This is a genomic window from Nocardiopsis sp. NPDC006198 (assembly GCF_040613895.1).
Taxonomy (GTDB): Bacteria; Actinomycetota; Actinomycetes; order Streptosporangiales; family Streptosporangiaceae; genus Nocardiopsis; species Nocardiopsis tropica.
Map to the genome: position 1 here is coordinate 40,980 of NZ_JBEXSY010000035.1, position 26,654 is coordinate 67,633.

At 72.3% G+C, this 26,654-nt stretch carries 25 protein-coding genes; 14 read left to right on the forward strand and 11 right to left on the reverse strand.

What is annotated here, in order from left to right; genetic code table 11:
* Positions 1-3: 3 nt before the first annotated feature.
* From ABZ234_RS21950 to ABZ234_RS21970, 5 genes are all read right to left on the reverse strand, one after another.
* Positions 4-1,152: a glycosyltransferase family 4 protein gene (locus ABZ234_RS21950; RefSeq protein WP_355013271.1), complete on the reverse strand. Its 1,149-nt coding sequence runs from the start codon at positions 1,150-1,152 to the stop codon at positions 4-6.
* A gap of 323 nt (positions 1,153-1,475) precedes the next feature.
* Complete coding sequence (locus tag ABZ234_RS21955) at positions 1,476-2,447, reverse strand: C40 family peptidase (protein ID WP_355013281.1); 972 nt, start codon at positions 2,445-2,447, stop codon at positions 1,476-1,478.
* A gap of 416 nt (positions 2,448-2,863) precedes the next feature.
* Positions 2,864-3,865: a C40 family peptidase gene (locus ABZ234_RS21960; RefSeq protein WP_267948876.1), complete on the reverse strand. Its 1,002-nt coding sequence runs from the start codon at positions 3,863-3,865 to the stop codon at positions 2,864-2,866.
* 390 nt (positions 3,866-4,255) lie between these two features.
* Positions 4,256-5,647, reverse strand: coding sequence for an NYN domain-containing protein (locus ABZ234_RS21965; protein ID WP_355013272.1), 1,392 nt, complete (start codon positions 5,645-5,647; stop codon positions 4,256-4,258).
* On the reverse strand, positions 5,644-5,925 hold the full coding sequence (locus ABZ234_RS21970) for a hypothetical protein (RefSeq protein WP_267948878.1): 282 nt from the start codon (positions 5,923-5,925) through the stop codon (positions 5,644-5,646). Before ABZ234_RS21970 ends, ABZ234_RS21965 begins: the two co-directional genes overlap by 4 nt.
* Before the next feature lie 131 nt (positions 5,926-6,056).
* Between ABZ234_RS21970 and ABZ234_RS21975 the strand changes: the two genes are divergently transcribed.
* Genes ABZ234_RS21975 through ABZ234_RS21990 form a run of 4 tightly spaced genes read left to right on the forward strand, consistent with a single transcriptional unit; the run spans position 6,057 to position 9,289 of the window.
* Positions 6,057-7,781, forward strand: a complete 1,725-nt coding sequence (locus ABZ234_RS21975; protein WP_355013273.1) for a DEDD exonuclease domain-containing protein — start codon at positions 6,057-6,059, stop codon at positions 7,779-7,781.
* Positions 7,759-8,523, forward strand: a complete 765-nt coding sequence (locus ABZ234_RS21980) for a rhomboid family intramembrane serine protease (protein WP_267948880.1) — start codon at positions 7,759-7,761, stop codon at positions 8,521-8,523. Before ABZ234_RS21975 ends, ABZ234_RS21980 begins: the two co-directional genes overlap by 23 nt.
* A 55-nt stretch (positions 8,524-8,578) precedes the next feature.
* Complete coding sequence (locus tag ABZ234_RS21985; protein ID WP_267948881.1) at positions 8,579-8,854, forward strand: Lrp/AsnC ligand binding domain-containing protein; 276 nt, start codon at positions 8,579-8,581, stop codon at positions 8,852-8,854.
* A 6-nt stretch (positions 8,855-8,860) separates the two neighbouring features.
* Complete coding sequence (locus ABZ234_RS21990; RefSeq protein WP_267948882.1) at positions 8,861-9,289, forward strand: protein-tyrosine phosphatase family protein; 429 nt, start codon at positions 8,861-8,863, stop codon at positions 9,287-9,289.
* Positions 9,290-9,385: 96 nt separating this feature from the next.
* On the opposite strand, the gene trpD is transcribed toward ABZ234_RS21990, so the two are convergent.
* The 3 genes from trpD to ABZ234_RS22005 all read right to left on the reverse strand — a co-directional run bounded on the left by trpD (position 9,386) and on the right by ABZ234_RS22005 (position 11,205).
* Positions 9,386-10,477 (reverse strand): anthranilate phosphoribosyltransferase, encoded by a 1,092-nt coding sequence (gene trpD / locus ABZ234_RS21995; RefSeq protein WP_355013274.1) that lies wholly within the window; start codon positions 10,475-10,477, stop codon positions 9,386-9,388.
* A 147-nt stretch (positions 10,478-10,624) separates the two neighbouring features.
* Positions 10,625-10,747: a hypothetical protein gene (locus tag ABZ234_RS22000; protein WP_267948884.1), complete on the reverse strand. Its 123-nt coding sequence runs from the start codon at positions 10,745-10,747 to the stop codon at positions 10,625-10,627.
* A gap of 20 nt (positions 10,748-10,767) precedes the next feature.
* Positions 10,768-11,205, reverse strand: a complete 438-nt coding sequence (locus tag ABZ234_RS22005) for a hypothetical protein (protein WP_267948885.1) — start codon at positions 11,203-11,205, stop codon at positions 10,768-10,770.
* Positions 11,206-11,755: 550 nt separating this feature from the next.
* Here ABZ234_RS22005 and ABZ234_RS22010 point away from each other — a divergent pair.
* The 4 genes from ABZ234_RS22010 (at position 11,756) to ABZ234_RS22025 (ending at position 16,060) form a co-directional block, all read left to right on the forward strand.
* Positions 11,756-12,313, forward strand: a complete 558-nt coding sequence (locus tag ABZ234_RS22010; RefSeq protein ID WP_344184111.1) for a heme-copper oxidase subunit III — start codon at positions 11,756-11,758, stop codon at positions 12,311-12,313.
* Between the two features lie 95 nt (positions 12,314-12,408).
* The gene (locus ABZ234_RS22015) at positions 12,409-13,269 is read left to right on the forward strand and encodes a c-type cytochrome (RefSeq protein ID WP_267948886.1); all 861 of its coding nucleotides are present in this window, start codon (positions 12,409-12,411) and stop codon (positions 13,267-13,269) included.
* On the forward strand, positions 13,262-14,404 hold the full coding sequence (locus ABZ234_RS22020; protein WP_355013275.1) for a Rieske 2Fe-2S domain-containing protein: 1,143 nt from the start codon (positions 13,262-13,264) through the stop codon (positions 14,402-14,404). The genes ABZ234_RS22015 and ABZ234_RS22020 overlap by 8 nt, the downstream gene beginning before the upstream one ends.
* A 3-nt stretch (positions 14,405-14,407) precedes the next feature.
* A complete protein-coding gene (locus tag ABZ234_RS22025; protein WP_267948888.1) occupies positions 14,408-16,060 on the forward strand; it encodes a cytochrome bc complex cytochrome b subunit in 1,653 nt (550 codons plus the stop codon).
* A 244-nt stretch (positions 16,061-16,304) separates the two neighbouring features.
* Here the strand turns inward: ABZ234_RS22025 and ABZ234_RS22030 are convergent, their stop codons facing one another.
* Entirely contained in the window at positions 16,305-18,104 is a 1,800-nt protein-coding gene (locus tag ABZ234_RS22030) for a long-chain fatty acid--CoA ligase (RefSeq protein WP_267948889.1), read from the reverse strand.
* Between the two features lie 539 nt (positions 18,105-18,643).
* Here ABZ234_RS22030 and ABZ234_RS22035 point away from each other — a divergent pair.
* Together ABZ234_RS22035 and ABZ234_RS22040 are read left to right on the forward strand one after the other, a co-directional pair.
* Entirely contained in the window at positions 18,644-19,138 is a 495-nt protein-coding gene (locus ABZ234_RS22035) for a hypothetical protein (protein ID WP_344184106.1), read from the forward strand.
* Positions 19,139-19,279: 141 nt separating this feature from the next.
* The gene (locus tag ABZ234_RS22040; protein ID WP_267948891.1) at positions 19,280-20,227 is read left to right on the forward strand and encodes an ROK family glucokinase; all 948 of its coding nucleotides are present in this window, start codon (positions 19,280-19,282) and stop codon (positions 20,225-20,227) included.
* Positions 20,228-20,325: 98 nt separating this feature from the next.
* On the opposite strand, the gene ABZ234_RS22045 is transcribed toward ABZ234_RS22040, so the two are convergent.
* Complete coding sequence (locus tag ABZ234_RS22045) at positions 20,326-21,150, reverse strand: lysophospholipid acyltransferase family protein (protein WP_344184105.1); 825 nt, start codon at positions 21,148-21,150, stop codon at positions 20,326-20,328.
* 404 nt (positions 21,151-21,554) lie between these two features.
* Here ABZ234_RS22045 and ABZ234_RS22050 point away from each other — a divergent pair, with 404 nt between their 5' ends.
* Genes ABZ234_RS22050 through ABZ234_RS22060 form a run of 3 tightly spaced genes read left to right on the forward strand, consistent with a single transcriptional unit; the run spans position 21,555 to position 24,541 of the window.
* Complete coding sequence (locus ABZ234_RS22050; RefSeq protein ID WP_355013276.1) at positions 21,555-22,352, forward strand: alpha/beta fold hydrolase; 798 nt, start codon at positions 21,555-21,557, stop codon at positions 22,350-22,352.
* Positions 22,349-23,260 (forward strand): hypothetical protein, encoded by a 912-nt coding sequence (locus ABZ234_RS22055; protein WP_355013277.1) that lies wholly within the window; start codon positions 22,349-22,351, stop codon positions 23,258-23,260. Before ABZ234_RS22050 ends, ABZ234_RS22055 begins: the two co-directional genes overlap by 4 nt.
* Positions 23,261-23,263: 3 nt before the next feature.
* Positions 23,264-24,541 (forward strand): DUF5931 domain-containing protein, encoded by a 1,278-nt coding sequence (locus ABZ234_RS22060; protein ID WP_355013282.1) that lies wholly within the window; start codon positions 23,264-23,266, stop codon positions 24,539-24,541.
* Here the strand turns inward: ABZ234_RS22060 and ABZ234_RS22065 are convergent.
* Positions 24,505-25,089, reverse strand: coding sequence for a molybdopterin-dependent oxidoreductase (locus ABZ234_RS22065; RefSeq protein ID WP_355013283.1), 585 nt, complete (start codon positions 25,087-25,089; stop codon positions 24,505-24,507). The genes ABZ234_RS22060 and ABZ234_RS22065 overlap by 37 nt on opposite strands.
* A gap of 453 nt (positions 25,090-25,542) precedes the next feature.
* Here ABZ234_RS22065 and aroF point away from each other — a divergent pair.
* The coding region (aroF, locus tag ABZ234_RS22070; protein WP_355013278.1) for a 3-deoxy-7-phosphoheptulonate synthase at positions 25,543-26,654 on the forward strand (1,112 nt) is incomplete at its 3' end.

The window sequence follows — 26,654 nt, forward strand, 5'->3', positions numbered from 1 at the left end:
GGTTCAGCCGCCCGCACGCCCCGGAGCCGTCAGCAGCGCCTCCAGGCGCTCGGCCGTGTGTTCCCAGGTCCACGTCCGGGCCACCCACTCCCGGCCGCGTGCGCCCATCTGGGCGGCGCGGTCGGGGTCCTTCAGGAGTCCGATGAGGGCCCGGGCCACGGGCCCGGGCCGGGAGCCGTCCACCACCCGGCCCGTCTCGCCCTCCAGGACGGCGTCGGGTGCGCCGCCGGAGTCGCCGGCCACCACCGGCAGCCCGGTGGCGGAGGCCTCCAGGTAGACCATCCCCAGCCCCTCCACGTCCAGGCCGCCCCGGCGGGTGCGGCAGGGCATGGCGAACACGTCGCCCGCGTCGTGGTGGGCGGGGAGCTCCGCGGCGGGGACGGGGCCGGTGAAGACCACCGAGTCCATCCCCGCCGCCGCGGAGCGCAGCCGGGGGCCGTAGGGGCCGTCGCCGACGACGAGCAGGGCCGCGTCGGGCACGTCCGCCAGGACGCGGGGCCAGGCGCGGATCAGGGTGTCCTGGCCCTTGCGGGGCACCAGGCGCGACACGCACACCACGACGGGGCGCCCGCCCAGGCCGTGGCGCGCGCGGACCTCCCCGCCCCCCGCCCCGGGGCGGAACCGCTCGACGTCCACCCCCGGGGCCAGGCGGCGCATCCGGTCGGCGGCGGCCGGGGACAGGGCCCGGGAGAGCCGCCTGCGGGTGTAGTCGCCCAGGTAGGTCACGGTGTCGGTGGTGTCTCCGATCCGGCGCAGAGCCGTGCTCGCGCCGGGGACCACCGACCAGCCGGTCTCGTGCCCGTGGGTGAGGGCCACCTGGCGGCGGACCCGGCCGCGCAGGCCGCCCGCGAGCAGGCCCAGGGGCGCGGCGGCCCCGTAGAGCACCGAGTCGCAGTCCTCCAGCGCGGCGATGGCGCGCGCCCGCGCGGCCACCCGGGGCGAGGGGAGCAGCACGCCCGCCGCGTCGCGGACGACGGGGAAGGGCTGGCGCAGGTCGAAGTGCGGGTCCGCGGCGGCGTCGCCGGGGGAGGGGGAGGAGCAGTAGACGACCACGGAGCCCTCGGGCCGGCGCAGGGCCAGCTCGTGGACGAAGGACTCGATGCCGCCGGAGCGCGGCGGGAAGTCGTTGGTGATGATCAGGGTGCGCGACACGGGAGCGAGTCTAGGGCGTCCCGCGCGGTCGCCCGGGGAGAACCCGGCGTTCGCGCCGAACCGGGGCCGGCGGGCGCCGGGCCGCCTCCCGCGGGGCGGTGGTGCGGGGGCCGTCCCGGGTGCGGCGGACCGGCCTGGGGTGATCTACGCCGTACAGGTGGCGGGATGCGTGGCGCCCGAGGCGGGAGGGACAGGGATCCGGTTCTGCGTGTTGCACGGTCGTGCACGGACGACACGGTGGCCGCGACCCCCTGGGAGCCAGGGTGTCGCGGCCACCGCCGGGCCCCGCCGCTCTGCCGCGGGGACCGGGACGCCTGCCGTCGCTACGGGCGCACGGCGGTCACGAATTCGGAGCGGTAGTAGTCGTTCAGGGTCACCGTGCCGATGGGCTTGGTCGAGGTGGACGCGTGCACCATCACGTTGTCGCCCGCGTACATGCCCACGTGCTCCGGGCCGCTGCCGCCCGGGTAGAAGAACAGCAGGTCGCCGGGCTGCTTGTTCTCCCAGGACACCCGCTGGCCCGCGTTCACCTGGGAGTAGGTGGTGCGCGGCAGGCTCACGCCCGCGGCGCCCCAGGCGGCCTGGGTCAGGCCGGAGCAGTCGTACCCGTTGGGGCCGGTGCCGCCCCAGACGTAGGGCATGCCGATCTTGGAGTAGGCGAAGTCCAGGGCGGTCCTGGCGTTGCCCGAGGCGGGGCCGGTGTAGCTGCCACCGCCACCGCCACCGCCGGTGCTGCCGCTGTCCCCTCCGCCGGACCCGCCGACGTTCTCGGTCGCCGCCTCCTGCTCCTCGGCGGTCAGCTGGGAGAGCAGTTCCTCCTGCTCCGCGATGGCCTCCTCGGCCTCCTCGGTGGCGTCCTCGGCCTCCTGGAGGGCTTGGGCCGCCTCCTCCTCGGTCTCGGCCGCGGAGGCCTCCAGGGTCTCCAGGTTGGCGAGCTCCTCGGCGTACCGCGCCAGCTGCCCGTCGTTCTGGCCGGCGAGGTAGGTCAGGTCCGCCTGGTGGGCCAGGGCGTTCTCGGGCCCGGTCGAGGTGACCAGCTCGTTGAAGGAGGTGAAGTCGGGGCTGGAGTAGGCGGCCCCGGCGAGCTTGCGCACGTCCAGGCCCAGCTCCTCCACGTTCTCCTCGGCGGCCTCGATCTCCGCCAGGACCTCCTCGAGCTTCTCCTCGGCGGCCTCGTGGGTCTCCTGGGCCTCGTTGTAGGTCGCGTTGAGCCCGATGAACTCCTCTTCGAGGCGCTCGATCTCCTCGCGGACCTCCTCGGAGGTCGGTTCGGCGTGCGCCACCGCGGCGGGCATGACGAGGGCCCCGAGGGTGAGGGCGGCGAGGACCGCTGTGCGGCGCCTGCGGCCGCCAGGGGATGCAGACACGTTGGGTTACACCTTTCTCCCCTTGTCCCGGGCCGTGCGGGGTTCAGCGGGAGCAAGGGACTGCGCCGGGTGGGGGTTCAAGGGCCGGGGAGCCGGCCCGAACGCTGTGGGGCCCGGTCGGGACACGGCTGTCACCACCTGGGGGCGGTGAAGAGGAGCAACCGCTGTCGGCGATGAACACTAGTGCATCGCGCGGGTTCACCTCAACCTTTTCGTGACGTTCCACCGTGGGGCGTCGGGTGTCCGGAAACCCCTTCCGTGTCCCTTACCCGGGCACGCTCCGCACATGGAGAGGCCGCCCCCGGCGAACCGGGGACGGCCTTTCCGTGCGCGTGGGGCGGGCCCTAGGGGCGGACGCCGAACTCGAACTGTCCGGCCCAGTACGCGGCCAGGTCCACGACCTCGATGTTGCGGCCGCTGCTCGGCGCGTGCACCATCTGGCCGTTGCCGGCGTAGAGGCCGTTGTGGTTCACACCGGAGAAGAACATGATGTCGCCGGGCTGGAGCGCGCTCATGTCGTTGATCCGGTGGCCGACCTCGGCCTGGGAGAAGGTGGTGCGGGGCAGGTCGACGCCGGCGTTGCGCCAGGACGCCTGGACCAGGCCGGAGCAGTCGTACCCGTTGGGACCGGTGCCGCCCCAGACGTAGGGCAGGCCGACCTTGGAGTAGGCGAAGTCCAGCGCCGCCCCGGCACTGCCGGACGCGCCGCCGGTGTACGACTGGCCGCCGCTGGAGTCGGCGCCGTCGGCGGAGCGGTCGGCGTCGGGGAACTGGGCGAGGATCTCCTGCTGCTCCTCGATCTTCGCCTCGACGTCGGTCTTGGCCTCGTCGGCCTCCTCCAGGGCGGCCTCGGACTCCTCCAGGGCCTCCTCCGCCTCGTCCTTGAGGCTGAACAGCCGTTCGGAGGACTCGCCGAACTCGTCCAGCTCGGCCTTCTGGGCCTCGGAGAGGTAGTTCAGGTCGGCGTTCTGCTCCAGCAGGGCCTCGGGGCCGTCGGAGGTCAGGATGGTGCTCGTGGAGTCCAGCTCACCGGACTGGTAGGTGGCGCTGGCCAGCTGCTGGACCTTGCCGCGCAGCTCCTCGTAGCGCTCCTCCTCGTCCCCGACCTGCTCCTCGAGCTCCTCGTACAGGGCCTCGGCGACCTCGTGGTCCTCCTTGGCCTGGTTGTAGGTCTCGACGGCGGCCGCGGCCTCTTCGTTGAGCTCCTCGATCCGGTCCTCGACCTCGTCCTGGGTCGGCTCCGCGTAGGCGGTGCCCGGGGCGATGAGGGTACTCGCGACGACAGCGCTGATACCGGTCGTGGCTGCGATGCGGCGGGCTGTACGCCGACCACCGGGGTTCTTCATGGCGGTCCGCTCCTTGAGGTTGGGAAGTCCGCATAGGGGTGCTGGAGGACAGTGTCCGCGCGGAGGCGGGGCGGGTGAGTGTGCGGGTCCCGACCGGAGGGCGCAGATCCTGCCTTCGCTCCGATGGAGCACTCACGTTCGGGAAGAACCTAGCGGACCGCTCTGCTCGTCTCAACCACATCTGTGGGCACAACCCCCGAATCATGGGGGAACCCACCGTTCCCGCGGGGACGTTACGCCTGGAAGGAGCGGTCGGGGGCGGTGTGGCCCGGAACGTGCGGGCTTCTGTCCGCTGTGCGCCTCGCCACGCCCCGGCGGCGGCCGGAGGGGAGGCGCCGCGCCCCCCGGCCGGGCCCTCGGAGGACCCGGCCGGGGGGAGCGGAGGGCGGTTCAGCCGTGCGCCTCCAGGCGGCGCAGGAAGATCGCCGAGGGCACCGCGCGCGCACCCGCGCGCCGGACCGCGGACACGATCTCCTTGTCGGAGGTCACCACGGCGATCGGGCGTCCGGGCGGCTCCGCGCGCACCAGCCGCACGATCAGCTCGTCGGCGGTCTCCCCGGGGGCGCTGAAGAGCAGGCGCACCCGCCGGGTGGGGGCCGCCACGGGGGGAGCGTCGATGTCGGCGCCGTCGAACACGCACGTGATCTCGGCCTTGGTCCGGCTGGCCAACCCCTCCAGCGAGGCCATCAGCCGTGTGCGCTGGTCGGCCAGGGGGAGGGTCCCGTACCCGGTCTTGGTCACGTTGTAGCCGTCCACCAGGAGGTGGACCCGGGGCACCGTCAACAGGTGCTCCAGCAGGCCCGGGTCGTCGTCGGGCAGGCCCCCCAGCGACACCCGCCGCTGCTGCTCGGCCTCGGCGACCAGGTCCGCGGGGCTGTCCAGGGCCGCGGGCAGCGCCAGCTCCCTGCGCAGCCCGTGCGCGGATTCGACCAGCACGTCCAGCAGCACCCGGAGCCGGGCCTCGTCCGCGTTGCGTCCGGCGCGCACCGCGCGGCGGGCGTTCTCCACCTGCGCCTCGGCCGAGGCCAGCCGCGACCGCAGCCGCCGGTTCTCCGACTCCAGGGCGTTCATCTGCGTGGCCGACTCCGACTCGCGGTCGGAGGTCTCGGCCAGGACCCGTGCGGCCTCCGCCGCGGCGCCCTTGGCCCGCTGCCGCTCCGTGTGCACCTTGCGGCGCAGCTCGGCGATCTCCGTGCGCTGCTCCTTGAGCTGGGAGCGCAGCCGCTCCGTCTCCGACTGGTGCTCGCTCCTGGCCTCGTCCAGCTGGCGGCGCACGGAGTCCAGCGCCTCGGCCGCCTCGTCCACCTCCCTGGCGCCGGCCAGCCGCTCCAGCTCCAGGTGGACGTCCTCGATGATCTCCGGCCAGCCCTTGGGCCGCAGCAGGTACGCGCAGGCCGCCACCGCCACGGGGTCCGCGGCAGGGGGCACCACGCCCGAGTGCAGGCCCTCGGCCAGCTCCGGCCACACCTGCCGCACCCGGGCCGCGACCATGTCGCGGAAGCCGCCGTCGGTCTCCAGCTGGGCGGCGATCTGCGGGCCGGCGAGCCTGGCACGGCGGCGCGGCTCGAACTTGGCGACCCTGCGCAGCAGCGGGGGGAGTTCGCTCGCGCGCATGCCGCCCAGCACGTCGGAACCGTACTCGACGACCCGGGCGCGCACCGGCTCGGGCAGGGGGCGGCGCAGCCGCTCCCCGTCGCTGTCGGCGCCGGGCGTCACGTCGACACTCTCGTCGCGCGGGCCGGTGCCGTCGGAGTCGCCGCCCGCCTCGGGGCGGGCGCTCATGCCTGACCCGTCGGGCTCTCCGCCGAGGAACCGGTGGCCGACCGGTCGGCGTCGGGGCGGGCGATGACCTCGACGCTGTCGGTGGCGCCGCACCAGCGGCACTTCACGCGCTCGACCGTCTCCGAGAGCACGGTCCGCTCCTCGACGCGGCCCTCACCGGCCAGGTCCAGGTGGAGGTAGTCCTGCGAACGGGTCGTCCTGGTCACGTCGAACCGCGTGAGGTTCCCGCATCCGGTGCACCGCCACCGCTCCTTGTCACCCGGCATAGCGATCCCCACGGTTCCTCCTCGTGTCGTGCTCGTCACGGGGCCGCGGACCTTCCGGCCCCGTCCCCCACATCTTTCCATGTCGGGCAGGTCAGACCGTATCCCGGCCGTTTTCGGTCGTCACCGCCGACTAGCCTGACCGCGTGGTTCGACAGTCCGCGGCGCCCGCCGGCGTCCAAACGAGCATCAGCGACCTCGGCACGCCCCTCGCCGCGGCGACGTTCGTCGTGCTGGACCTGGAGACCACCGGGACCAGCGCGTCCGCCGCCCGTGTCACGGAGGTCGGCGCGGTCAGGGTGCGCGGGGGAGAGGTCCTCGGCGAGTTCTCCACCCTGGTCGACCCCGGCGTGCCCGTCCCGGCCGCCATCACCCTGCTGACCGGGATCACCCAGTCCATGGTGGCGACCGCGCCCCCCATGGAGGAGGTCCTGCCCCGCGTCCTCGCGTTCCTCGACGAGGAGCCGGACACCGTCCTGGTTGCCCACAACGCCGCCTTCGACACCGGTTTCCTGAAGGCCGCGTGCGAGCGCCACGGGTCGGCCTGGCCCGGGTACCCGGTGGTGGACACCCTGCGCCTGGCCCGGGCGATCCTCCCCCGGAGCGAGACCCGCAACCACAGGCTCGCCACCCTCGCCGCGTTCTTCGGGGTTCCGGTCACCCCCAACCACCGCGCCCTGGACGACGCGCGTGCCACGGTCGGGGTCCTGCACGGGCTGATCGAGCGCCTCGGGCCGATGGGCGTGACCAGCGTGGAGGAGCTGCGCGCCGTCAGCAAGCCCGCCAGCCGGGCGCAGAAGGCCAGGCGGCACTTGGCAGAGGGCCTGCCGGAGGGCCCGGGGGTGTACGTGTTCACCGACGCGCGCGGGGCCGGCCTCTACGTGGGCAAGAGCAACAACCTGCGGCGGCGGGTCCGCTCCTACTTCACCGCGGCGGAGAGCCGCAGGCACATCCGCGAGATGGCCGCGCTGGTCGAAGGCGTCACCCCCATCGAGTGCGCCACCGAACTGGAGGCGTCCGTCCGCGAGCTGCGGATCATCGCCGAGCGCAAGCCCCCCTACAACCGGCGCTCCCGCAACCCCGAGCGCGCCTCGTGGGTCAAGCTCACCACCGACGCCTACCCGCGCCTGTCCGTGGTGCGGGCGGTCAAGGACGACGGGGCCCCCTACATCGGTCCCTACGCCTCGGCCAGGGACGCCGAGCAGGCCAAGGAGGCCCTGCTCCACACGTTCCCGCTGCGGCAGTGCACGCACACCTTCTCCGAGAGCAGGAGGATCGACCCGTGCGTCCTGGCCCAGCTGGGACGCTGCGGCGCCCCCTGCGACGGTACCGAGGCGCTCGAGGCCTACACCGTCCACGCCGACGCCGCGCTCGAGGCCATGACCGGGGACCCCGCCGCCGTCGTCGCGGCGCACACCTCGCGCATCGCCGAACTCGCCGGCGCCCTGCGCTACGAGGAGGCCGCCGCCCTCCGCGACCGCCTCGCCGCCTTCCTGCGCGGCGCCCGGCGGGCCCAGCGGCTGTCGGCCCTGGCCTCGGTGGCCCAGGTGGTCGCCTCCCGGCGCTCCGCCACGGGCTGGGAGACCTGCGTGGTCCGCCACGGGCGCCTCGCGGCCAGCGCGGTCCTGCGGCCGGGCACCGATCCGACCGCGTTCCTGGCCTCGCTCCTGGCGACCGCCGAGTACGTCCCTCCGGGGTACGGGCCGAGCCCCAGGGCCCTGCCCGCGGAGACCGAGCTCGTCCTGGACTGGCTGACCGACCCGGCGACGAGGCTCGTCGACATCGACGGGGTCTGGACATGCCCGTTGCGGAGCGCGGAGGCGCACACGGAGATGACACACTGGGCGCATGGCCGCGCTTCCGCTCAATGACGACTACCCCGTCCGCCGCGCCCCCGTCGTCGCGTACACGCTGATCGCGGTCAACGTCCTCGTCTACCTGCTGTCCCCCCAGGCCGCCACGGCCGTCTGGTACCCGGTCGACATGGTGGGCCGCTTCTGCGCCATCCAGGACTACTTCATGCGCTGGGGCGCGGTGCCCGCCGAGATCCTCGGACAGGTGGACCGGGTCCCGCACGCGGTGCCCGAGTGCGGGTCGGTGGACGGCAAGTCCGTGTGGTTCTCGGTGCTCAGCTCGATGTTCGTGCACGCCGGCGCCATGCACCTGCTGGGCAACATGGTCTACCTGTTCGTCTTCGGCCCCGTCGTGGAGGACCGCATCGGCCGCGTCCGCTTCCTGCTGCTGTACGCGGTCACCGGGGTGGCGGCGGCCTACGGCTTCTCCCTGGTGGAACCCGGGGGGGAGATGCCCATGGTGGGAGCCTCGGGCGCCATCTCCGGCGTGCTCGGCGCCTACCTCGTCGTGCAGTTCCGCAGCCGGGTCACCACACTGGTGTTCGTGGTGATCCCGATGCGCCTGCCGGGGTGGGCCCTGGTCGGAAGCTACTTCGTGCTTCAGTATCTTCTCTACGTCACCACATCGAACTCCCCCGGCGCCGGGAGCGGAGTCGCCTACGCGGCGCACGTGTACGGGTTCATCGCCGGGGTGATCGCGGGACTGGTGGTCTACCGGCTGCGATGGCGCTCCGGGACGCGGCTCTCCGACGTCTACTAGGGGCGCCCCGCGCGGCCGGGGCCGCCTTCCCGCGGCCAACCGCCCTGGAGGCACAGTGATCACCGCGATCGTCATGATCAAGGCCGACGTCAACCGCATCCCCGAGGTCGCCGAGGCGATCGCGGAGATCGACGGGGTGAGCGAGGTCTACTCGGTCACCGGGGGCGTCGACCTCATCGCCATGGTGCGCGTGCGCCGGCACGAGGACCTGGCGGAGGTGATCCCGGGGCGGGTCAACAAGGTTCCCGGGGTGCTGTCCTCCGACACCCACATCTCCTTCCGCGCCTACTCCAAGCACGACCTGGAGTCCGCCTTCGCGATCGGCTGGTAGGGGCCGGTGGCATCTTCCTGGGACCCCTCGGCGCCCGGTGTGCTCCGGCTCCCCTCGGGGGCGCTGGTCCGCGGCCGGGGCCTGCGCCGCCCGCTCCCGGAGGGCCCCGCACCCTCCTTCGCCGTGTACCTGCTCGGGCAGGAGCCGCCCCCCGTGCCCTGGGAGGCGCGCTGGGTGAGGTGGAGGGACTTCGGTCTGCCGTCCGACCCGGCCGGCCTGCGCGGCGCCCTGCGGGAGGCGCTGGAGCGGGCCGGGGCCGACAGGGTCGAGGTCGCCTGCTCGGGCGGACGGGGGCGGACCGGCACCGCGCTGGCCTGCCTCGCCGTCATGGACGGGGTGCCCGCCGGGGAGGCGGTGGCCTACGTTCGGGAGCACTACTCGCCGCGCGCGGTGGAGACCCCGTGGCAGCGGCGCTTCGCGCGCCGCTTCGGGTGAGCGGCGGGCCCGCGGCCGGAGGCGGGGGCGGGCGCCGGGGACCCCGGCCACCCGCCCCCGCGGCAGGGCGGGGCACGGGGCCCGGCCGCCGCGTCCTCAGGCCGCCTTGGCGTGGCTCTGGCTGATCTCCACCCAGTTCTCCAGGGTGCGCTCGGCCGCTCCGGAGTCGACGGCGGCGGCCGCCCGCGCGTACCCGGCGCCCACGGCGTCCAGCAGCGGCCCCTCCACGCCGTCCACGGCGGCCAGCGCGGCGCCCGCGTTGAGCAGCACCGCGTCGCGCACCGGCCCGGGGCGCCCCGCGACGAGGTCGCGCACCGCCTGGGCGTTGAACTCCACGTCCCCGCCGCGCAGGTCCTCGGCCCCGGACCGGGCGATGCCCAGGTCGGCCGGGTCCAGGGTCTCCCTGCGGGCCGAGCCGTCGCCCACCACCCACACCGTGGACGTGGTCGTCGTGGTCAGCTCGTCCAGGCCGTCGTCGCCCCGGAACACCAGCGCGGAGGAGCCGCGGCGCGCGAACACGCCGGCGATGACCTCGCACATGCGCTCGTCGAAGACGCCGATCGCCGAGGCCGTCGGCTGCGCGGGGTTGGTCAGCGGCCCCAGGAAGTTGAACACCGTCGGCACGGCCAGCTCGCGGCGCGGCTTGGCAGCGAAGCGCAGGGACGGGTGGAACAGGGGCGCGAAGCAGAAGGTGATGCCCGCCTCCTCGGCCACCCGCGCGGTCAGCGCCGGGGGCAGGTCCAGGACCACCCCGAGCCGCTCCAGCACGTCGGCGGTGCCGCAGGAGGAGGACGCGGCCCGGTTGCCGTGCTTGACCACGCGCGCGCCCGCCGCGGAGGCCACGATCGCCGCCATCGTGGAGACGTTCACGGTGTGCGCCCGGTCGCCGCCGGTGCCGACGATGTCCAGGGTCGGCCCGGGCACGCTCACGCGCACGGCGTTGTCGAGCATGCCCTGGGCCAGGCCGGTCACCTCGGACACGCTCTCGCCCTTGGCGCGCAGCGCGATGGCGAACCCGGCGATCTGGGCGTCGGTCGCCGACCCCGACATGATCTCGTTCATCGCCCAGACGGTGTCGGCGCTGCTGAGGGTGACACCGCCGAGCAGGGCGGTGATGAGGTTCGACCAGGTCCGCTCGGTGACGGCGGACGGTTCGGAGGCGGGGGCGGGCGAGGCAGGGGCGTTCATTCTGGTGACTCCACGGTGAGGAACGGGCGTAGGGACCCGGGGAGGCGGCGCACGGCGAAGGGGTTCCGCGTGCGCGGCGCCGGGGCGGCGGCCCGCCTCCGCGCGGCGGCCCTCACGGGCGCCGGCGGACGAGCGGGCGGGCCGCCCTCAGGCCCCCGGGGACGGGGACGGGGCTCGGCCGCGCCATCGCCCGATGTCGGCGCCGTGGTTGAGGGACCCGCCCACCACGAGGCGGCGGCGCATGTCCCGCTCGCCGCTGTCGTCCACCACGCGTCCGCCTCCCACCCGGATCACCCGCTGAGGGCCGCGACCCGCCGGCGCATCAGCTCGGCCAGCGACTCGGCGAGCGCGACGGGGTCGATCGGGTGGCTGACGACCTGCTCGGCCTGCGACCAGGTCGCGAGCCAGCCGTCGTCGCGGCGGCCCACCAGGAGCAGGACCGGCGGGCAGCGGTAGATCTCGTCCTTGATCTGGCGGCACAGGCCCATCCCGCCGACGGGGGAGGCCTCGCCGTCGAGGACGGCCACGTCGATCGCCGCGGCCGGGTCGGTGTCCTCCAGTTTGCGCAGGACGACGGGCGCGGTCGCGCACTCGACGAACTCCACCCGGGGGACGTCCGCCGCAGGGCGGCGGCCGATCGCCAGCCGGACCTGCTCACGGGTGTCGGCGTTGTCGCTGTAGACCAGCACGCGCATCCTGGCACCCGTGTCCGTACCGCTGACCACCATCGCGCAACCGTCCCATCGCGTCTGTCCGCGGCCGCCGCCGTGGGGGGTGCGGCCGAGGCGTTCGTTGGCTGTATGCCTATGACTGTATTGCCTCGTGGCCCCGCTGCCCAGGAGAACCGGCGGGTCCTTCGGGCGGCTGAGACCTTCGACACCACAGGATGCCAGTACCTCGGAGGGGTTCGCCCACCCGCCCCGGGCGCGGCGTTGTCCAACAGTGATCGTTTCGATACCTGGGCGTTGGCCGTGGTGGGTTGGAGTGGCGGGAGGAGGGGTACGAATCGCCTCAGCCGCCCAGGATCGCGCTTTTCGGCCCCCGAGGGCGCGGCGGATGCGGACCCGCGGTGCCCGAGCCGCTACAGTAACGCCCGAGTCACGGGGTGAGGGCCGTGGCGGCGGTCCGAGGCAGGCCATATCGGGACTGAACCGCCTCCTTACGGGGGGTCGAGTACGGACCTCCGCGAGATGCCGTAATAATGCTCCCGTGGCGACAGCAACCGCGAACCCAAAAACAGCACCGACACCAGCACATGGTGCGGCAAAGCGTCCTGACCTGGTGAGCGTTGGCACCATCGTGTGGTTGGCCAATGAGCTCATGTTCTTCGCTGCGCTGTTCGCGATGTACTTCACCATCCGATCGGTGACCAATGGAAACCCCGACCTCGGGGCATGGCCGGCGACCCACCTGAACGTTCCGTGGGCGACGACCATCACCGTGGTCCTCGTGGCTTCGAGCTTCACCGCGCAGGCCGGCGTCTGGGCCGCAGAGCGCGGCGACGTCAAGAAGCTGCGCATGTGGTTCTTCGTGACGTTCTTCATGGGACTGTTCTTCATCCTGGGACAGGCCTACGAGTACTACGAGCTCATCGTCCACGAGGGCCTGACTCTTCAGTCGAACGCCTACGGGTCGATGTTCTACCTGACCACGGGCTTCCACGGACTCCATGTCATCGGTGGGCTGATCGCGTTCCTCATCATGCTGGGACGCACGTACGCCGCGAAGCGCTTCACCCACCAGCAGGCAACCAGCGCGATCGTCGTGTCCTACTACTGGCACTTCGTCGACGTCGTCTGGGTCGCTTTGTTCTTCACCATCTACTTCATCCAGTAACCCGAAACGGGGAAACCGTGAAATGGATTACCGCGCGGCGACGGCATCCCCTTGCGGGGTATGTCGTCGTCATCCTCGCGCTAGCCCTGTTCGGGGTGGGGTATGCCGCCTTGGCACCCACCGCGGACCAGGCCCAGGCGCAGACCCTCGCCGCTGACGTCCCGTCACCGGATGACGTGGACATCGCCGAGGGCAAGACCGTCTTCGACCAGACGTGCGCGAGCTGCCACAACTACGACGGGAGCGGCAGCTACGACGCCGAGGGGAACGTGACCAACGGTCCCGACCTCCGCGACGTCGGCCCCGCGGCCATCGACTTCCAGGTCAGCACCGGGCGCATGCCGTCCATGGACCCGAGCAGCCAGATGCCGCGCAAGCCCATGGCCATGTCCGAACAGGACCTGGCCAACCTGATCGCGTACTACAACGCGGAGATCAGGAACGGCGAGAGCGGCGCCGAGGTGCCCTACGAGGTCCCGGACTCCGAGCCCAACCGCGCGGACTTCGAGGACGAGACGGCGTACGAGGCGGCCGTCGAGGAGTGGGAGTCCGAGTACGACTCCTACATCGAGGGCGCCGAGGACACCGACATGGGCATGAAGCTCTACCTGACCAACTGTGCGCACTGCCACAGCTGGTCCGGTGGCGGCGGCGCCCTCACGGACGGCCGCTGGGCCCCCGAGATCCACGACGCCTCCCCGCGCGAGATCTACGAGGCCATGGTCAGCGGCCCCGGCGCCATGCCGATGTTCAGCGACGGCGCCATCACCCCCGAGGAGAAGCACGAGCTCATCTCCTACGTGAAGACCCTCCAGGCGGAGCCGAACGCCGGCGGCGTCTTCGACCTCCAACGGATCGGCCAGGTCGCCGAGGGCTTCATCGGGTGGGTCGTCGGCCTGGCCCTGATCGTCGCCTGCGCGATCTGGATCACCGCGAAGCAGCGTGCACATGACTGAGAACGACAACAACGACAACAACGAGGCCGGGGCCCACACGCCTGAGCGCGTGGTGGGGACCCCGACGGCCGCCGCGGAGGAACGCGTGGTGACCGGGTCCTCCGCCGGGGCGCCCGAGGAGCACGCCGGCCCCTACCGGGCGTCGGAGACCCACGCGCGCCCGGAGGAGGTCCAGCGCCGCGGCGAGAAGGCCGCGTCCGCCTGGTTCATCATCGCCTTCCTCGGCGGTATCGGCTTCCTCGTCTCCTACTTCCTGTTCCCGCCCAACGCGGCGGGCGAGCCCGCGATCGCCGACCCGCAGATCGGCCAGTACTCGAACATGCTGCTCGGTGGCACGCTCACCGTCGCCATGTTCGGTATCGGCGCGGGCATGACGGTCTGGGCGCGCCAGGTGATGCCCCACTACGAGGTGCACTCGCCCTACGACGACCTGGCGTCCGACGAGAAGGAGAAGGGCTCCTTCAGCGACTTCTTCATGAAGAGCGCCGACGAGAGCGGCTTCACCAAGCGCCCGCTCATGCGGCGCACGCTCATCCTCGCGATGGTCCCCCTGGGCCTGGCCCCGATCGTGCTGCTGCGCGACACCGGCCCGCTGCCCGGGGACAAGCTGAAGCACACCCCGTGGGAACCCGGGATGCGCATGTTCGTCGAGGGGACCCACCGCGAGATCCGCGCGGAGGACCTGGAGAACGACCCGTACGGGATGATCTCCGCCCTTCCCGCGATCGACGACGGGCACCACCCGCACGGCATGAGCCTCACCGACCAGGCGAAATCCGTGATCCTGTTGATCAAGATCCCGGAGAACGACTGGAAGGAGGGCATGACCGAGCCGATCGAGGGGACCGATGAGACGCGTCTGAACTGGACGCACAACGGGATCATCGCCTACTCCAAGATCTGCACCCACGTGGGCTGCCCCGCAGCCCTGTACGAGCGCACGACGCACCGCATCCTGTGCCCGTGCCACCAGTCAACGTTCGACGCTGCGGACGCCGCCAAGGTCGTCTTCGGACCGGCGCACCGCGCTCTGCCGCAGCTTCCCATCAGCGTCGACGATGAGGGCTACCTCATCGCGACCGGCGACTTCACGGAGCCGACCGGTCCGACGTTCTGGGATTATGCGAAGGACTAGTCGATGAGTAAGACCACGCAAGCACCCAAGGCGCTGCGCGGCGTCGGAAACTTCATCGACGACCGCTTCCACCTGGCCAAGACCGGTGAGAAGAACCTCCGCAAGGTCTTCCCTAACCACTGGTCCTTCATGCTGGGCGAGATCGCGCTGTACTCGTTCATCATCCTGCTCGTCACCGGCGTCTTCCTCACGCTCTGGTTCAAGCCGAGCATGCTGGAGGTCGTCTACGACGGCTCCTACGAGCGCCTCCAGGGCGTTCCCATGTCGGAGGCGTACGCCTCCACGCTGTTCATCGACTTCGATGTGCGTGGCGGCTTCCTCGTCCGGCAGATCCACCACTGGGCCGCCCTGATCTTCCTGGCGGCGATCGTGGTGCACATGCTCCGCGTGTTCTTCACCGGTGCGTTCCGCAAGCCGCGTGAGATCAACTGGCTGATCGGCATCGCGATCTTCGCGCTGTCGATCATCGAGGGCCTCTTCGGCTACTCCCTGCCGGACGACCTGCCCTCGGGCATGGGCGTGCGGATCCTCCAGGGCGTGATCCTGGCGCTGCCGCTGGTGGGCACGTACGTGTCGATGTTCCTCTTCGGCGGGGAGTTCCCCGGCGAGGACATCATCACCCGGCTGTACATGCTGCACGTGCTGGCGATCCCGGCGGTGCTCCTGGCCCTGATCGTGGCGCACTTCATGATCCTGTGGCACCAGAAGCACACGCAGTACCCGGGAATCGGGCGCACGGAGAAGACAGTGGTGGGAACGCCCATGTTCCCCGCGTTCGCGGTCAAGGCCGGCGGGTTCTTCTTCTTCACGTTCGCCGTGATCGCGGGTCTGAGCGCGTTCGTGCAGATCAACCCGATCCACCTGTTCGGGCCCTTCACGCCGACGTCCATCACCTCCGGGCTCCAGCCCGACTGGTACATGGGCTTCCTGGAGGGGTCGCTGCGCATCTTCCCGAACACCTTCGACTTCAGCGTCTTCGGTTACGCGGTGCCGATCGCGGTGCTCGTCCCGGGGCTCGGGGTCATGGGCATGCTCTTCGTCCTGCCGGGCGCCTGGCCGTTCGTCGAGCAGTGGATCACCGGGGACAAGCGCGTCCACAACGTGGCCGACCGTCCGCGCAACGCGCCGGTCCGCACCGGGCTGGGCGTCGCGGGCATGACCGCCTACGGCGTGCTCTGGCTCGCCGGGTCCAACGACATCCTGTCGGAGACCTTCTCGATCGACCTGTACCTGACCACGTACATCTTCCGTGTGCTGGTCTTCGTGGGGCCGGTCGTGGCGTTCATCGTCACCAAGCGGATCTGCCTGGGCCTCCAGCGCAGGGACCGCGACACCCTGGAGCACGGCTACGAGAGCGGCACCATCCGGCAGCTCCCCAGCGGTGAGTTCATCGAGGTCCACAAGCGCAACTCCGAGGAGACCACCGAGGTGCTGGAGAGCAAGCCGCTCATCGGTTCCACGGCCCTCGCGGACGACGCGGACGTCGACGACAAGGGGGTGGAGAACCCCGAGTCCCGCAAGGGCATGGGCAAGCTCCGCCGCGCCCTGGCCCACTGGTACACCAAGGACAACGTGTCCATCGACGGTGTCGAGGCGCACAGCGGCCACCACCTCCACCACTCCGCACCGGAGGGTGAGAAGGAGTCCGCGCACTAGGACGCCTCCTGTTCGACGGACCCGGCCGCACCGCGCGGCCGGGTCCGTCGCGTTCTCGCCCTCCCACCGGCGGGGCGCGGCCGGGGCGGGGCGGCCCCCAGCGGCCCTGTGAGCCCCCGGGAGACGTCCGGGCGGCCTCCCCTCCGGAAGGGCGGGCCGGTGGTGCCCTGGCCCGGGGGAGGCGCACACGGAGAAGGGGGCCGACCGCCTCCCGGCGGCCGGCCCCCTTCCGGAGCCCTGGGGATCAGGCGCCGTAGATGTCGTCGATCTCCTTGCTCCACTGCTTGCTGACCACGTGCCGCTTGACCTTCAGGGAGGCGGTCATCTGGCCGCTCTCCTCGGTGAAGTCGCTGGGCAGGATCTTGAACTTCTTGATGCCCTCGGCCTTGGACACCGCGTTGTTGGCGTTGTCCACGGCCTCCTGGACGGCGGCGTTGAGGTCCGGGTCCCCGGTCAGGTCCGCGATCTCGCCGGTCTTGCCGTTCGCCTCCTTCCACTGCGCGAACGACTCCGGGTCGATCGTGATCAGCGCGGCGATGAACTTGCGGTTGTCGCCGACCACCATGCACTGGCTGACCAGGGCGTTGGCGCGGATGCGGTCCTCCAGGACGGCAGGGGCGACGTTCTTGCCGCCCGCCGTCACGATGATCTCCTTCTTGCGCCCGGTGACGCTCAGGAAGCCGTCGTCGTCGAGGGTGCCGAGGTCGCCCGTGCGGTAGAAGCCGTCCTCGGTGAAGGCCTCCTTCGTGGCCTTCTCGTTCTGCCAGTAGCCGACCATGATGTGGTCGCCCTTGAGGAGGATCTCGCCGTCGTCGGCGATCTTCACGGTGGTGCCGGGCAGGGGCTGGCCCACGGTGCCGATCTTGTTGAACTCGGGGCTGTTGACCGAGGTCGGCGCGGTCGTCTCGGTGAGGCCGTAGCCCTCGATGATGGTGAAGCCGATGCCGCGGAAGAAGTGGCCGAGGCGGGCGCCCAGGGCCGAGCCGCCGGAGACGGCGTAGTCGGCGTTGCCGCCGAGCGCGGCGAGCAGCTTGCCGTAGACCAGCTTGCCGAACAGCTTGTGCTTGAGCTTCAGCCCGAGCGGGATCTGCCCGGTGGGGAGCGCCTTGCTGTAGGCGATGGCGGTCTCGGCGGCGGCGTTGAAGATCTTGCCCTTGCCCTCGGCCGTCGCCTTCTGCTCGGCCTTGGTGTAGACCTTCTCGAACACGCGGGGGACCGCGAGGAGGAAGGTCGGCCGGAAGACGGAGAACTGCTCGATCAGCTCCGGACCGGTGGACGGGAAGTGGCCGAGGGTCGCCTTGCCCTCGACGACCATCACCTGGACGAAGCGGGCGAAGACGTGGGCCAGGGGCAGGAAGAGGAGGGTGGAGGGGTTCTCCTTCCCGCGCAGCACCTGCTTGGCGGGGCCCGCGAGGGCGTTGTGGGCGATGAAGAGGAAGTTGCGGTGCGTGAGCTCGCAGCCCTTCGGGCGGCCGGTGGTGCCCGAGGTGTAGATGAGGGTGGCGATGTCGTCGACCTTGACGGCGGTGCGTCGCTTCTCCAGCGCCTCGTCCGCGACCTCGGTCCCGCTGGAGCGCAGCTCCGCGAACTCGGGGCCGTCGAAGCGCCAGACGGGGCCGAGGGCGGGGGCCTTGGCGCGGATCGACTCGACGCGCTCCGCGTGGTCCCCGGTCTCCACGAAGGCGGCCTTGGCGGCTGAGTCGGAGAGGATCCACTCGATCTGCTCGGCGGAGGAGGTCTCGTAGATCGGGACGGTCACACCGCCGACGGACCAGATCGCGTAGTCGACGACGGTCCACTCGTAACGGGTACGCGACATCAGGGCGACGCGGTCCCCGTGCTCGACGCCCGCGGCGATCAAGGCCTTGGCGTACGCGGCGATGTCGCCGTGCAGCTCCGCGACGGTGACGTCGCGCCACTGGCCGGACTCCTGCCGGCGGGCGGCGACGGCAGAGGGCTCGCCGACCGCGCGCGCGTAGAGCGTGTCGGTCAGGCGCGCGTCGTCGGAGATCTCAGCCTTCGCGGGAGAGCTGTATTCGCGCACGTGGTGCTCCTGGACGTGTACGGGTTCTGGATAAGTGGGGACGTGACGACCGTAACAACAGAATGCTACTCATGAGTAGAACGTGTTGCCGTTCGGTATCCAACGGTGATCCGGAGCCGAGGTGTGGCAGGGAGTGAACGCGCTGTTCAGCGTGGTGTCCCCCTGTCGCCAGGCGTGTCGGGTCCGAGTCCCTGAAGTGTCGTGCGGTACGCGGGCCCGCCCGGTCCGACGGCGTGCGGCGCCCTCGGGGGAATCGGAAGTGCGCAGGTCAGGAGGGTGATTTCGCTGACTTCGCGTACGCACGCGAGACTATACGCCTGCCATGGTCTTTGTGCACATCACGTTAACTCTGTGTCATATGACTTGTATGAGGTGGTTCGTCGCGCTCGGAAGGCGGAAGCCCCACCGTCCGCGACAACGCCGGGGGAGCCCCGGCTCATCCCTGGCCCGTCCCTGAACCTGCCCTGAGAAAGCCCGCCGGGCGCACCGGGTCCGGTTACCGTGAAGCCAGGAACACGGCGCGAGGAGAGGAAGCGGACATGGCGGAGAACACCGGTCGCGACGGCGGTTCGGGTGCGGGAAGGGGGGACGCCCCGGACCTCATCGACGACGCGCTGAGGCTGGTCGACACCCTCCAGCGCAGACTCCTGGTGGCCGGGGTGAAGCGTGGGGTCGGCGCCGTCACCTCTGCGCCCCCGGCCAAGGGGGACGTGTGGGAGGAGGCGATCCGGCTGGAGAGCGAGGAGGAGCGGCCCCCGCTGGAGGAGGTCCTCGACATCGTGCGCAGGTCCGCCCCCGAGGTCGCCGGTCACCTGGGGCGCGCCGGGCTGGCCGCCTTCGACGCCCTCGGTCGCACCTGGGGCGTGGTCGAGCGCTCCCTGGAGCAGGGCCGCGCGGACGACGCGGGGCGTCGTGAGGCCGGGAAGGACCCCGCCGCCGAGCCGCCGGCCCCCTCCTCGTCCTCCCCGGCCCCGGTGCAGGACGGCGCGCCGGAGACCGCGGACGGGCAGGCCGGGGCGGGGGAGCGGGGTTAGTCCGGCGGCTTTCGCTCCCGGGGTGTCGGGGGTCGCGTCCGGCCTGGTTTAATCGAATGGTTTACACCATTTGAAAACCCTCTGCCATGAACCTTGAGACTTATGTCAGAGTTCGGGCGTAAGTGCGAAGGAGCAGCCCCCATGCTGACCATCGGCGTAGACATCGGCGGAACCAAGGTCGCCGCCGGGGTCGTCGACCGCGACGGGCAGATCCTCGACAAGGTCAAGTACCCCACCCCCGCCGCAGACCCGGAGGGCCTGGCCGACGTCGTCGCCAAGGCCGTCGCCGAGCTGTGCGGCAGGCAGGAGCCGGAGTCCGTCCGGGCCGTCGGCGTGGGCGTGGCCGGGTTCGTCGACGAGGACCGCGCGACCATCCAGGTGGCGGTCAACCTGGGGCTGCACGACGAACCCCTCAAGGAGCGCGTCCAGGAGCGCGTCGGCCTGCCGGTGGTCATCGAGAACGACGCCAACGCCGCGGCCTGGGCGGAGGCCCGGTTCGGCGCCGGTCGCGGCAGCGACCACATCGTCTGCGTCACCCTGGGCACCGGCATCGGCGGGGGCCTGGTCATGGGCGGGGCTCTGCACCGCGGCCGCTTCGGCGTGGCCGCCGAGGTCGGCCACTACCGGATGGTCCCGCACGGGCGCCGCTGCGCCTGCGGCAACCACGGGTGCTGGGAGCAGTACGCCAGCGGCCGGGCCCTGGTGGCGGAGGGGCAGGACCGCGCCCGCACCGACCCCCGGGCCGCCGAGCGCATGCTCAAGCTGGCCGACGGGGTCGTCGAGCAGGTGGAGGGGCACGTCATCACCCAGGCGGCCCTGGAGGGCGACCAGGCCGCGCTGGAGTGCTTCGGGATCGTCGGGGAGTGGGTCGGGCTGGGACTCGCGGACCTGGCCGCCATCCTGGACCCGGAGTGCTTCGTCCTGGGCGGCGGGGTCTCCGACGCCGGGTCGATCCTGCTGGACCCGGTCCGCGCCTCCTTCGCCCGGCACGTGTCGGGCCGGCCCGGCCGGCGCCTGGCCGAGGTGCGCCTGGCCGAACTGGGCGGGGAGGCCGGCATCGTCGGAGCCGGGGACCTCGCCCGCCACTGACCCGCCACGCCCCGGCCCCGGGACGCCGAGGCCGACGCACGTACGGAGCGGGTCCCCGTGCCGCCACGGGGACCCGCTCCGTACGTCGTGGGGAAGGACTACTCCTTCGCGTCGTCGCCGCCGCTGCCCCGCGCGGCCCGCTTCTCCTCCTTGCGGGCCCGGCGCTCCTCCTTGCGGCGCTCGCGCTCGGCGCGCCTGCGGTCCTTGTCGCCGGCGTGCTGCTCGCGCCGCGCCTCCTTGGCCTCGGCCTCCAGCTCCGCCTTGATCGACTGCGCGTAGCGGTCCACGTACTCCTGGCCGGACAGCTCCATCAGCGCGTACATGATCTCGTCGGTGACGGCCCGCAGCACGCGCGGATCCGTCTCCATGCCCTCGTAGCGGGAGAAGTCCAGCGGCTTGCCGAACTTGACCTTGGGACGCACGCCCAGCTTGGGGACGGTGCGGCCGGGAGGCATGATCTTCTCCAGGTTGATCATCGCCATCGGCACCACGGGGGCCTTGGACTCCAGGGCCAGCCGCGCCACGCCGGTACGGCCGCGGTACAGCTTGCCGTCCGGGGAGCGGGTGCCCTCCGGGTAGATGCCCAGCAGGTCGCCGCGCTTGAGCACCCGCAGGCCGGTGCGCAGCGCCGCCTCGCTCGCCTTGCCGCCGGACCGGTCGATCGGGATCTGGCCCACGCCGGTGAAGAACGCCCGGCTCAGCAGCCCCTTCACGCCCGTGCCGGTGAAGTACTCGGACTTGGCCAGGAAGGTGATCTTGCGCGGCAGCGGCAGCGGACCGAAGAAGTGGTCCGAGAAGGACAGGTGGTTGCTGACCATGATCGCCGGACCGCGCCGCGGCACGTTCTCCACGCCCTCCGCGCGCGGCTGCCACAGCACGGCCAGGATCGGCCCCAGGAACGCCTTGACCACCCAGTAGAACATCGCTCAGATCACCCCTGCACACGCGGGGAGGACTGGGCAGGGCCTGCCACGATTCACTGTCCCGCTCGACCGACATTGCCAGAAGGGCTCGCGCCCCGGGAGGACGTCGGAGCCGCCGCCTGACGTGCGCCATCCTCCCACCGTGCGGGGGCAACTGCCAAAGCGCCCCCAAACGGGCTCTCGGCCCGACCCAGTCGAGGATACTCAGTCGGCCCCCGCGGTGCGCTGTGCCCCTCTCGTCCCCGGAGGCCGGGGCGTTAGTGTGCACCCATGACAAACACTCCGCCGAGCGGCTAGCCTCACGGCTGGAGTCGGGGGCCGGGCCGCCCGGCGGCGCCCGGTCCACGGCCGACGCCGGCACCGCCGACACCGACGCGTACCGCACGATCCCCTGGAGCCGCTCCGTGAGACCGACCGACACCGTACCCCTCATCCCCGGGGCGGAGCCCTTCAGCCACCGCGGGTCGGAGGTCGGCGTACTGCTCTGTCACGGATTCACCGGGTCCCCGTACTCGATGCGCCCCTGGGGGGAGCACCTCGCCGCCGCGGGGTACAGCGTGGAGATCCCCCTCCTGCCCGGGCACGGCACGGTCTGGCAGGACATGAACCTCACCACCAGCGACGACTGGTTCGCCGAGGCCGAACGGGCCCTGCTGGACCTGGCCTCGCGCTGCGAGGAGGTGTACGTCATGGGGCTGTCCATGGGCGGGGCCCTCACCCTGCGCCTGGCCCAGGATCACCCGGACCTCGTGCGCGGGGCGGTGCTGGTCAACCCGTCCCTGGCCCTGGAGGACGCGAGGCTGCCGTTCATCGCGCCGGTCCGCCGCCTCGCCTCGCGGATCATGCCCTCCACGCCGGGGCTCTCCAGCGACGTCTCCAAGGACGACACGACCGAGGGCGGGTACGACAGGGTCCCCACCGCGGCCGCCGCGACACTCCCGAAGCTGTGGCGCGCAGTTCAGGAGGGCATGTCCGGTTTGCGGGCGCCGATTCTGGCCTATCGCAGTACCCAGGACCACGTCGTCGGACCGCGGAGTCTGCGTATCCTCGCTAGGAGAGCGGTCAACACCCGGCTGACGATCCACCTGCTGCACGACAGCTACCACGTGGCGACCCTCGACCATGACGCCGCCGCCATCTTCGACGGAAGCCTCGCCTTCGTGCGGGAGCACCGTAGAAGCGGGGAAGGAGCCGACCGATGACGCAACGTCGGGGTAACGGCCTGCTCGCCGACGCCTACGTGCCCCTCGTCCTGCTCGCGCCCTCGCACGCCGACACGATGCTGGAGGCGCTGCGACGCAGCGGGATCGCCGCCTACGCGGTGCCCCTGAACGAGGACGTCCTGGATCCGTCCGGAGGCGGGGCCGACGACCCGCCCACCGACCACCTCTACGTGGACGCCGAGGAGCGGGCCGCGGCGGAACGGGTCCTGGGCGCCGAGCTGCCCGACCTGGGCCACTCCGACCCGGACCTGCTCGCACCGCACGGGGACTCCAGGCCCGAGGCCGACGGCGCGGAGGGCGGGGCCGCCCCCGACGCCCAGGCCGACGGCCCCGCGGGCGGCGACCTGCTCGACGGGCCGCTCGGCGACCCCGACGCCGCGCAGGCCAGGTCCTCCGACGAGGACCACGTCTGGAACGACCTGGTGGCGCGCTTCTACGACGAGGACGCCTCCGACCGGCCCACCCGCACGGCCTGGCCGGACGCCGAGAACCTCGGGGCCTCCGACCGGCGCGAGGACGCCGGGCCCGGGGGAGGCGGCGCCCCCGACGGCGACCTGCTCGCCGGAGGCCCTCCCGACGCAGCCGGGGAGGACGACGAGAACGAGGACGCGCGGCGCCGGGCCGAGGCGGAGCTGGAGGGCCACTACGAGCCCCCGCCCCCGCCTCCCCTGCTCAAGGGCGACCGGGTCGGCATCGCCGCCTGGTTCGGACTGCTGGGCGGACCCGTGCTGGTGTTCGGCGCGGCGTTCGCCGGCATCTCCCTGCCGAACTGGATGATGTTCCTCGCCGTGGTGGCGTTCCTCGCCAGCTTCGTCGTGCTCATCCTGCGCATGACCGACTCGCGGCCGCCCGGGGACAACGGGCCGGACAACGGGGCGGTGGTCTGACCGCTGGGCTTCGACGTCCCCCTCTGGCGCGCGTTCGCCGTCTTCCGCGCCGCGACCCTGGTCTACTCCCTCGTCCTCCTGGTCCAGAACCACGGAGCCCTGACCAGGCCCTGGGTCGCGTGGACGGTCCTGGCGGCCATGGCCGTGTGGACCGTGGCCGCCACCTACGGCTACGCGCGCCCCGAGCTCCGCACCTGGCGCCTGCTCACCGCCGACCTGGCCGTCGCGTTCGCCTGCATGTTCGCGACGGCCGCCGCCGCCACGCCCTTCTACCTCACCCAGGCCCCGCCCCTGAGCGGCTACTGGTTCGCGGGGGCGGCGCTCTCCGCCGCCGTCATCTGGGGACGGCGCGGAGCCGGTGTCGTCGCCCTCCTCTACGGCTTCGCCGACCTCACGCTGCGCGTCGTCATGGACGCGAACATCACCGCCGCCACCGCACGGGGGGTCGTGCTCCTGCTGCTGGCGTCCCTGGTCGTCGGGTACATGGCCAAGGTCGCCGAACAGGCGGAGCGGCGCTTCGCCCAGGCGGTCTCCCTGGAGGCCCGCCTGCGTGAGCGGGAGCAGCTCGCCCGCTCGATCCACGACTCCGTGCTCCAGGTGCTCGCCCTCGTCAGCCGGCGCGGGGCCGAGGCCGGTGGCGAGGCCGCCGAGCTCGGCCGGATGGCGGGCGAGCAGGAGGTGCGGCTGCGCGCCCTTTTCGCGGACGGGCTCCCGGGCGGGGACCCGCCCGGCGGGTCGTCCGGGGCCGGCGCCCGGGACGGCGCCTCCGGCCGCGCCGCGGCCGTGCACGCCGACCCGCGGTCCGGGGGAGGGCCCCGGGGCGGCGGTCCGGGGGCGGGGTTCGACGGCGCCCCCGTGGACCTGCGCGAACAGGTCCGCAGGGCGGAGTCGTCCCGCGTCTCGGTGTCCGCGCCGGCCTCCCCCGTCCTCCTCCCCGCGCGCACGGCCGAGGAGCTGGCCGCCGCGGTCCTCGCGGCCCTGGACAACGTGGAGCGGCACTGCCCCGGCGGCACCCGTGCCTGGGTGCTGCTGGAGGACGAGCCCGGCGGGGTGACCGTGTCCGTGCGCGACGAGGGGCCGGGGATCGCGCCGGGCCGGCTGGAGGAGGCGCACGCGGACGGCCGCCTCGGCGTGGCCCAGTCCATCCGGGGGCGTGTGCGGGACCTGGGGGGAACCGTCGAGTACGTCTCGGTCCCGGGGCAGGGAACGGAGGTGGAGATGCGCGTCCCCCGGGGGAACCCGCCTCAGAGGGGAGGCCCGTGGCCCGGTTCCTCCTGGTAGGAGAACCGCTGCTCGCTCCACGGGTCGGCGCGGTTGTGGTAGCCGCGCTCCTCCCAGAACCCCCGCCGGTCGGCGGTCATGTACTCCACCGCGCGCAGCCACTTCACGCTCTTCCACCCGTAGAGGTGGGGGACCACGAGCCGCAGCGGGAAACCGTGCTCGGGGGCGAGGGGCTCCCCGTCGCGGTGGGTGGCCAGGAGGACCTGCTCGGACAGGAAGTCGTCCAGGCGCAGGTTGGCGCTGTACCCGTACTCCCCCCAGGCCATCACGTGCGTCACCTCCGGGGCCGGGGGAGCGACGGAGACCAGGTCGAGGGCGCGGACCCCGCCCCAGGGGACGCCGGGGACGCTGAACCGCATCACGCAGTGGAAGTCGCTCACCGAGTCGGTGCGGGGCAGCGTGCCGAACTCCTCCCACGTCCACCGGTAGGAGCCCAGGGTCTCCGTCGCGCCCATGACCCGGAAGTCCCACCTGTGCGGCCGGAAGACGGGGACGGGCCCGTAGTGCAGCGGTCTGTGCTCGTACCGTACGGCCTGGCCCGGCGGGATCCCGGGCCCCCCGGCGCGCCCGGCGCGGTCCTCCCCCGCACCGCCGTCCCCGTCCGCTCTCTCGGACAACACGTCCCCCTGCTCGTCCCGCTCCGGCCGCCCGGCCCTTGCACTACGCCCCCGCCGACGGGTCGGGCGTGTCCCCCGCCGGGACCTCCCCGTCCCGTCCGCCGCGGGGGAACGCGGCGCCCGGCCATCCTGCCAGGCGCCGACGAGAGCCAGGTCACTCGCCCCGTGCGTGCGGGCACGCCGCAACCGTGCGCTATAGTCACAGCCATGCAGCGAAACTTCTGGCGCTTTTATGGCTACCGGCCCGATACCCCGGTCGCCTGTAAAGCGCTGCGCTGACACAGACGACTTGAGCCCCGGGCCGGTAGAGCCCGGGGTTTTTTCGTGTCCCGGGCGCGAACCGGTCCCGCCACTCCCACCGACAAGCAGCTAGGGACGAACCACATGGTCATCGTGATGGCGCCGGACGCCACCCCCGACAACATCGACTCGCTCGTCGAACTGGTCACCTCCTCCGGAGGCGAGGCCTACGTGACCCGAGGGGTCAGCCGTACGATCATCGGCCTGGTCGGGGACGTCGAGCGGTTCCAGAACCTGGGCCTGGCCGCGAAGCCCGGTGTCAGCGACGTCCTGCGCATCTCCGCGCCGTACAAGCTGGTGAGCCGCGAGAACCACGACAGCCGCAGCGTCGTCAGCGTCCGGGGGGTGCCGATCGGCGGGGACAACGTCACCGTCATCGCCGGCCCGTGCGCCGTCGAGACCCCGGAGCAGACCCTCGAGGCCGCCAGGATGGCCCTCACCGCGGGCGCCTCCCTGCTGCGCGGCGGCGCGTACAAGCCGCGGACCTCGCCGTACGCCTTCCAGGGGCTGGGCGAGGCGGGGCTGAAGATCCTCGCCGACGTCCGCGAGGAGACCGGTCTGCCCGTCGTCACCGAGGTGGTGGACGCCGCCGACGTCGAGCTCGTCGCCTCCTACGCCGACATGCTCCAGATCGGCACCCGCAACATGCAGAACTTCGCCCTGCTCCAGGCGGCGGGCGACGCGGGCAAGCCCGTCATGCTCAAGCGGGGGATGAGCGCCACCATCGAGGAGTGGCTGATGGCGGCCGAGTACATCGCCCAGCGGGGCAACCTCGACATCGTCCTGTGCGAGCGCGGCATCCGCACCTTCGAGAAGGCCACCCGGAACACGCTCGACATCAGCGCGGTCCCGGTCGCCCAGAACCTGTCCCACCTGCCGGTCATCGTCGACCCGTCCCACTCGGGCGGCAAGCGCGAACTGGTGCTCCCGCTGTCCCGCGCGGCGGTCGCGGTCGGCGCCGACGGCGTCATCGTGGACGTGCACCCGCACCCGGAGACCGCCCTGTGCGACGGCCCGCAGGCCCTCCTGGAGGAGGACCTGGCACAGCTGCGCGACCTGGCCGGCACCCTCGCCGCCCTGAGCGGGCGCACCCTCACCCCGGCGCCCGGCCGCGAGCTGGCCGCCGCGTGCGTGGCCGGCGCGCTCACCCTGGACGAGGCGGCCCGGATCGTGGCGCTGCGCAGCCGTGCCCTGAC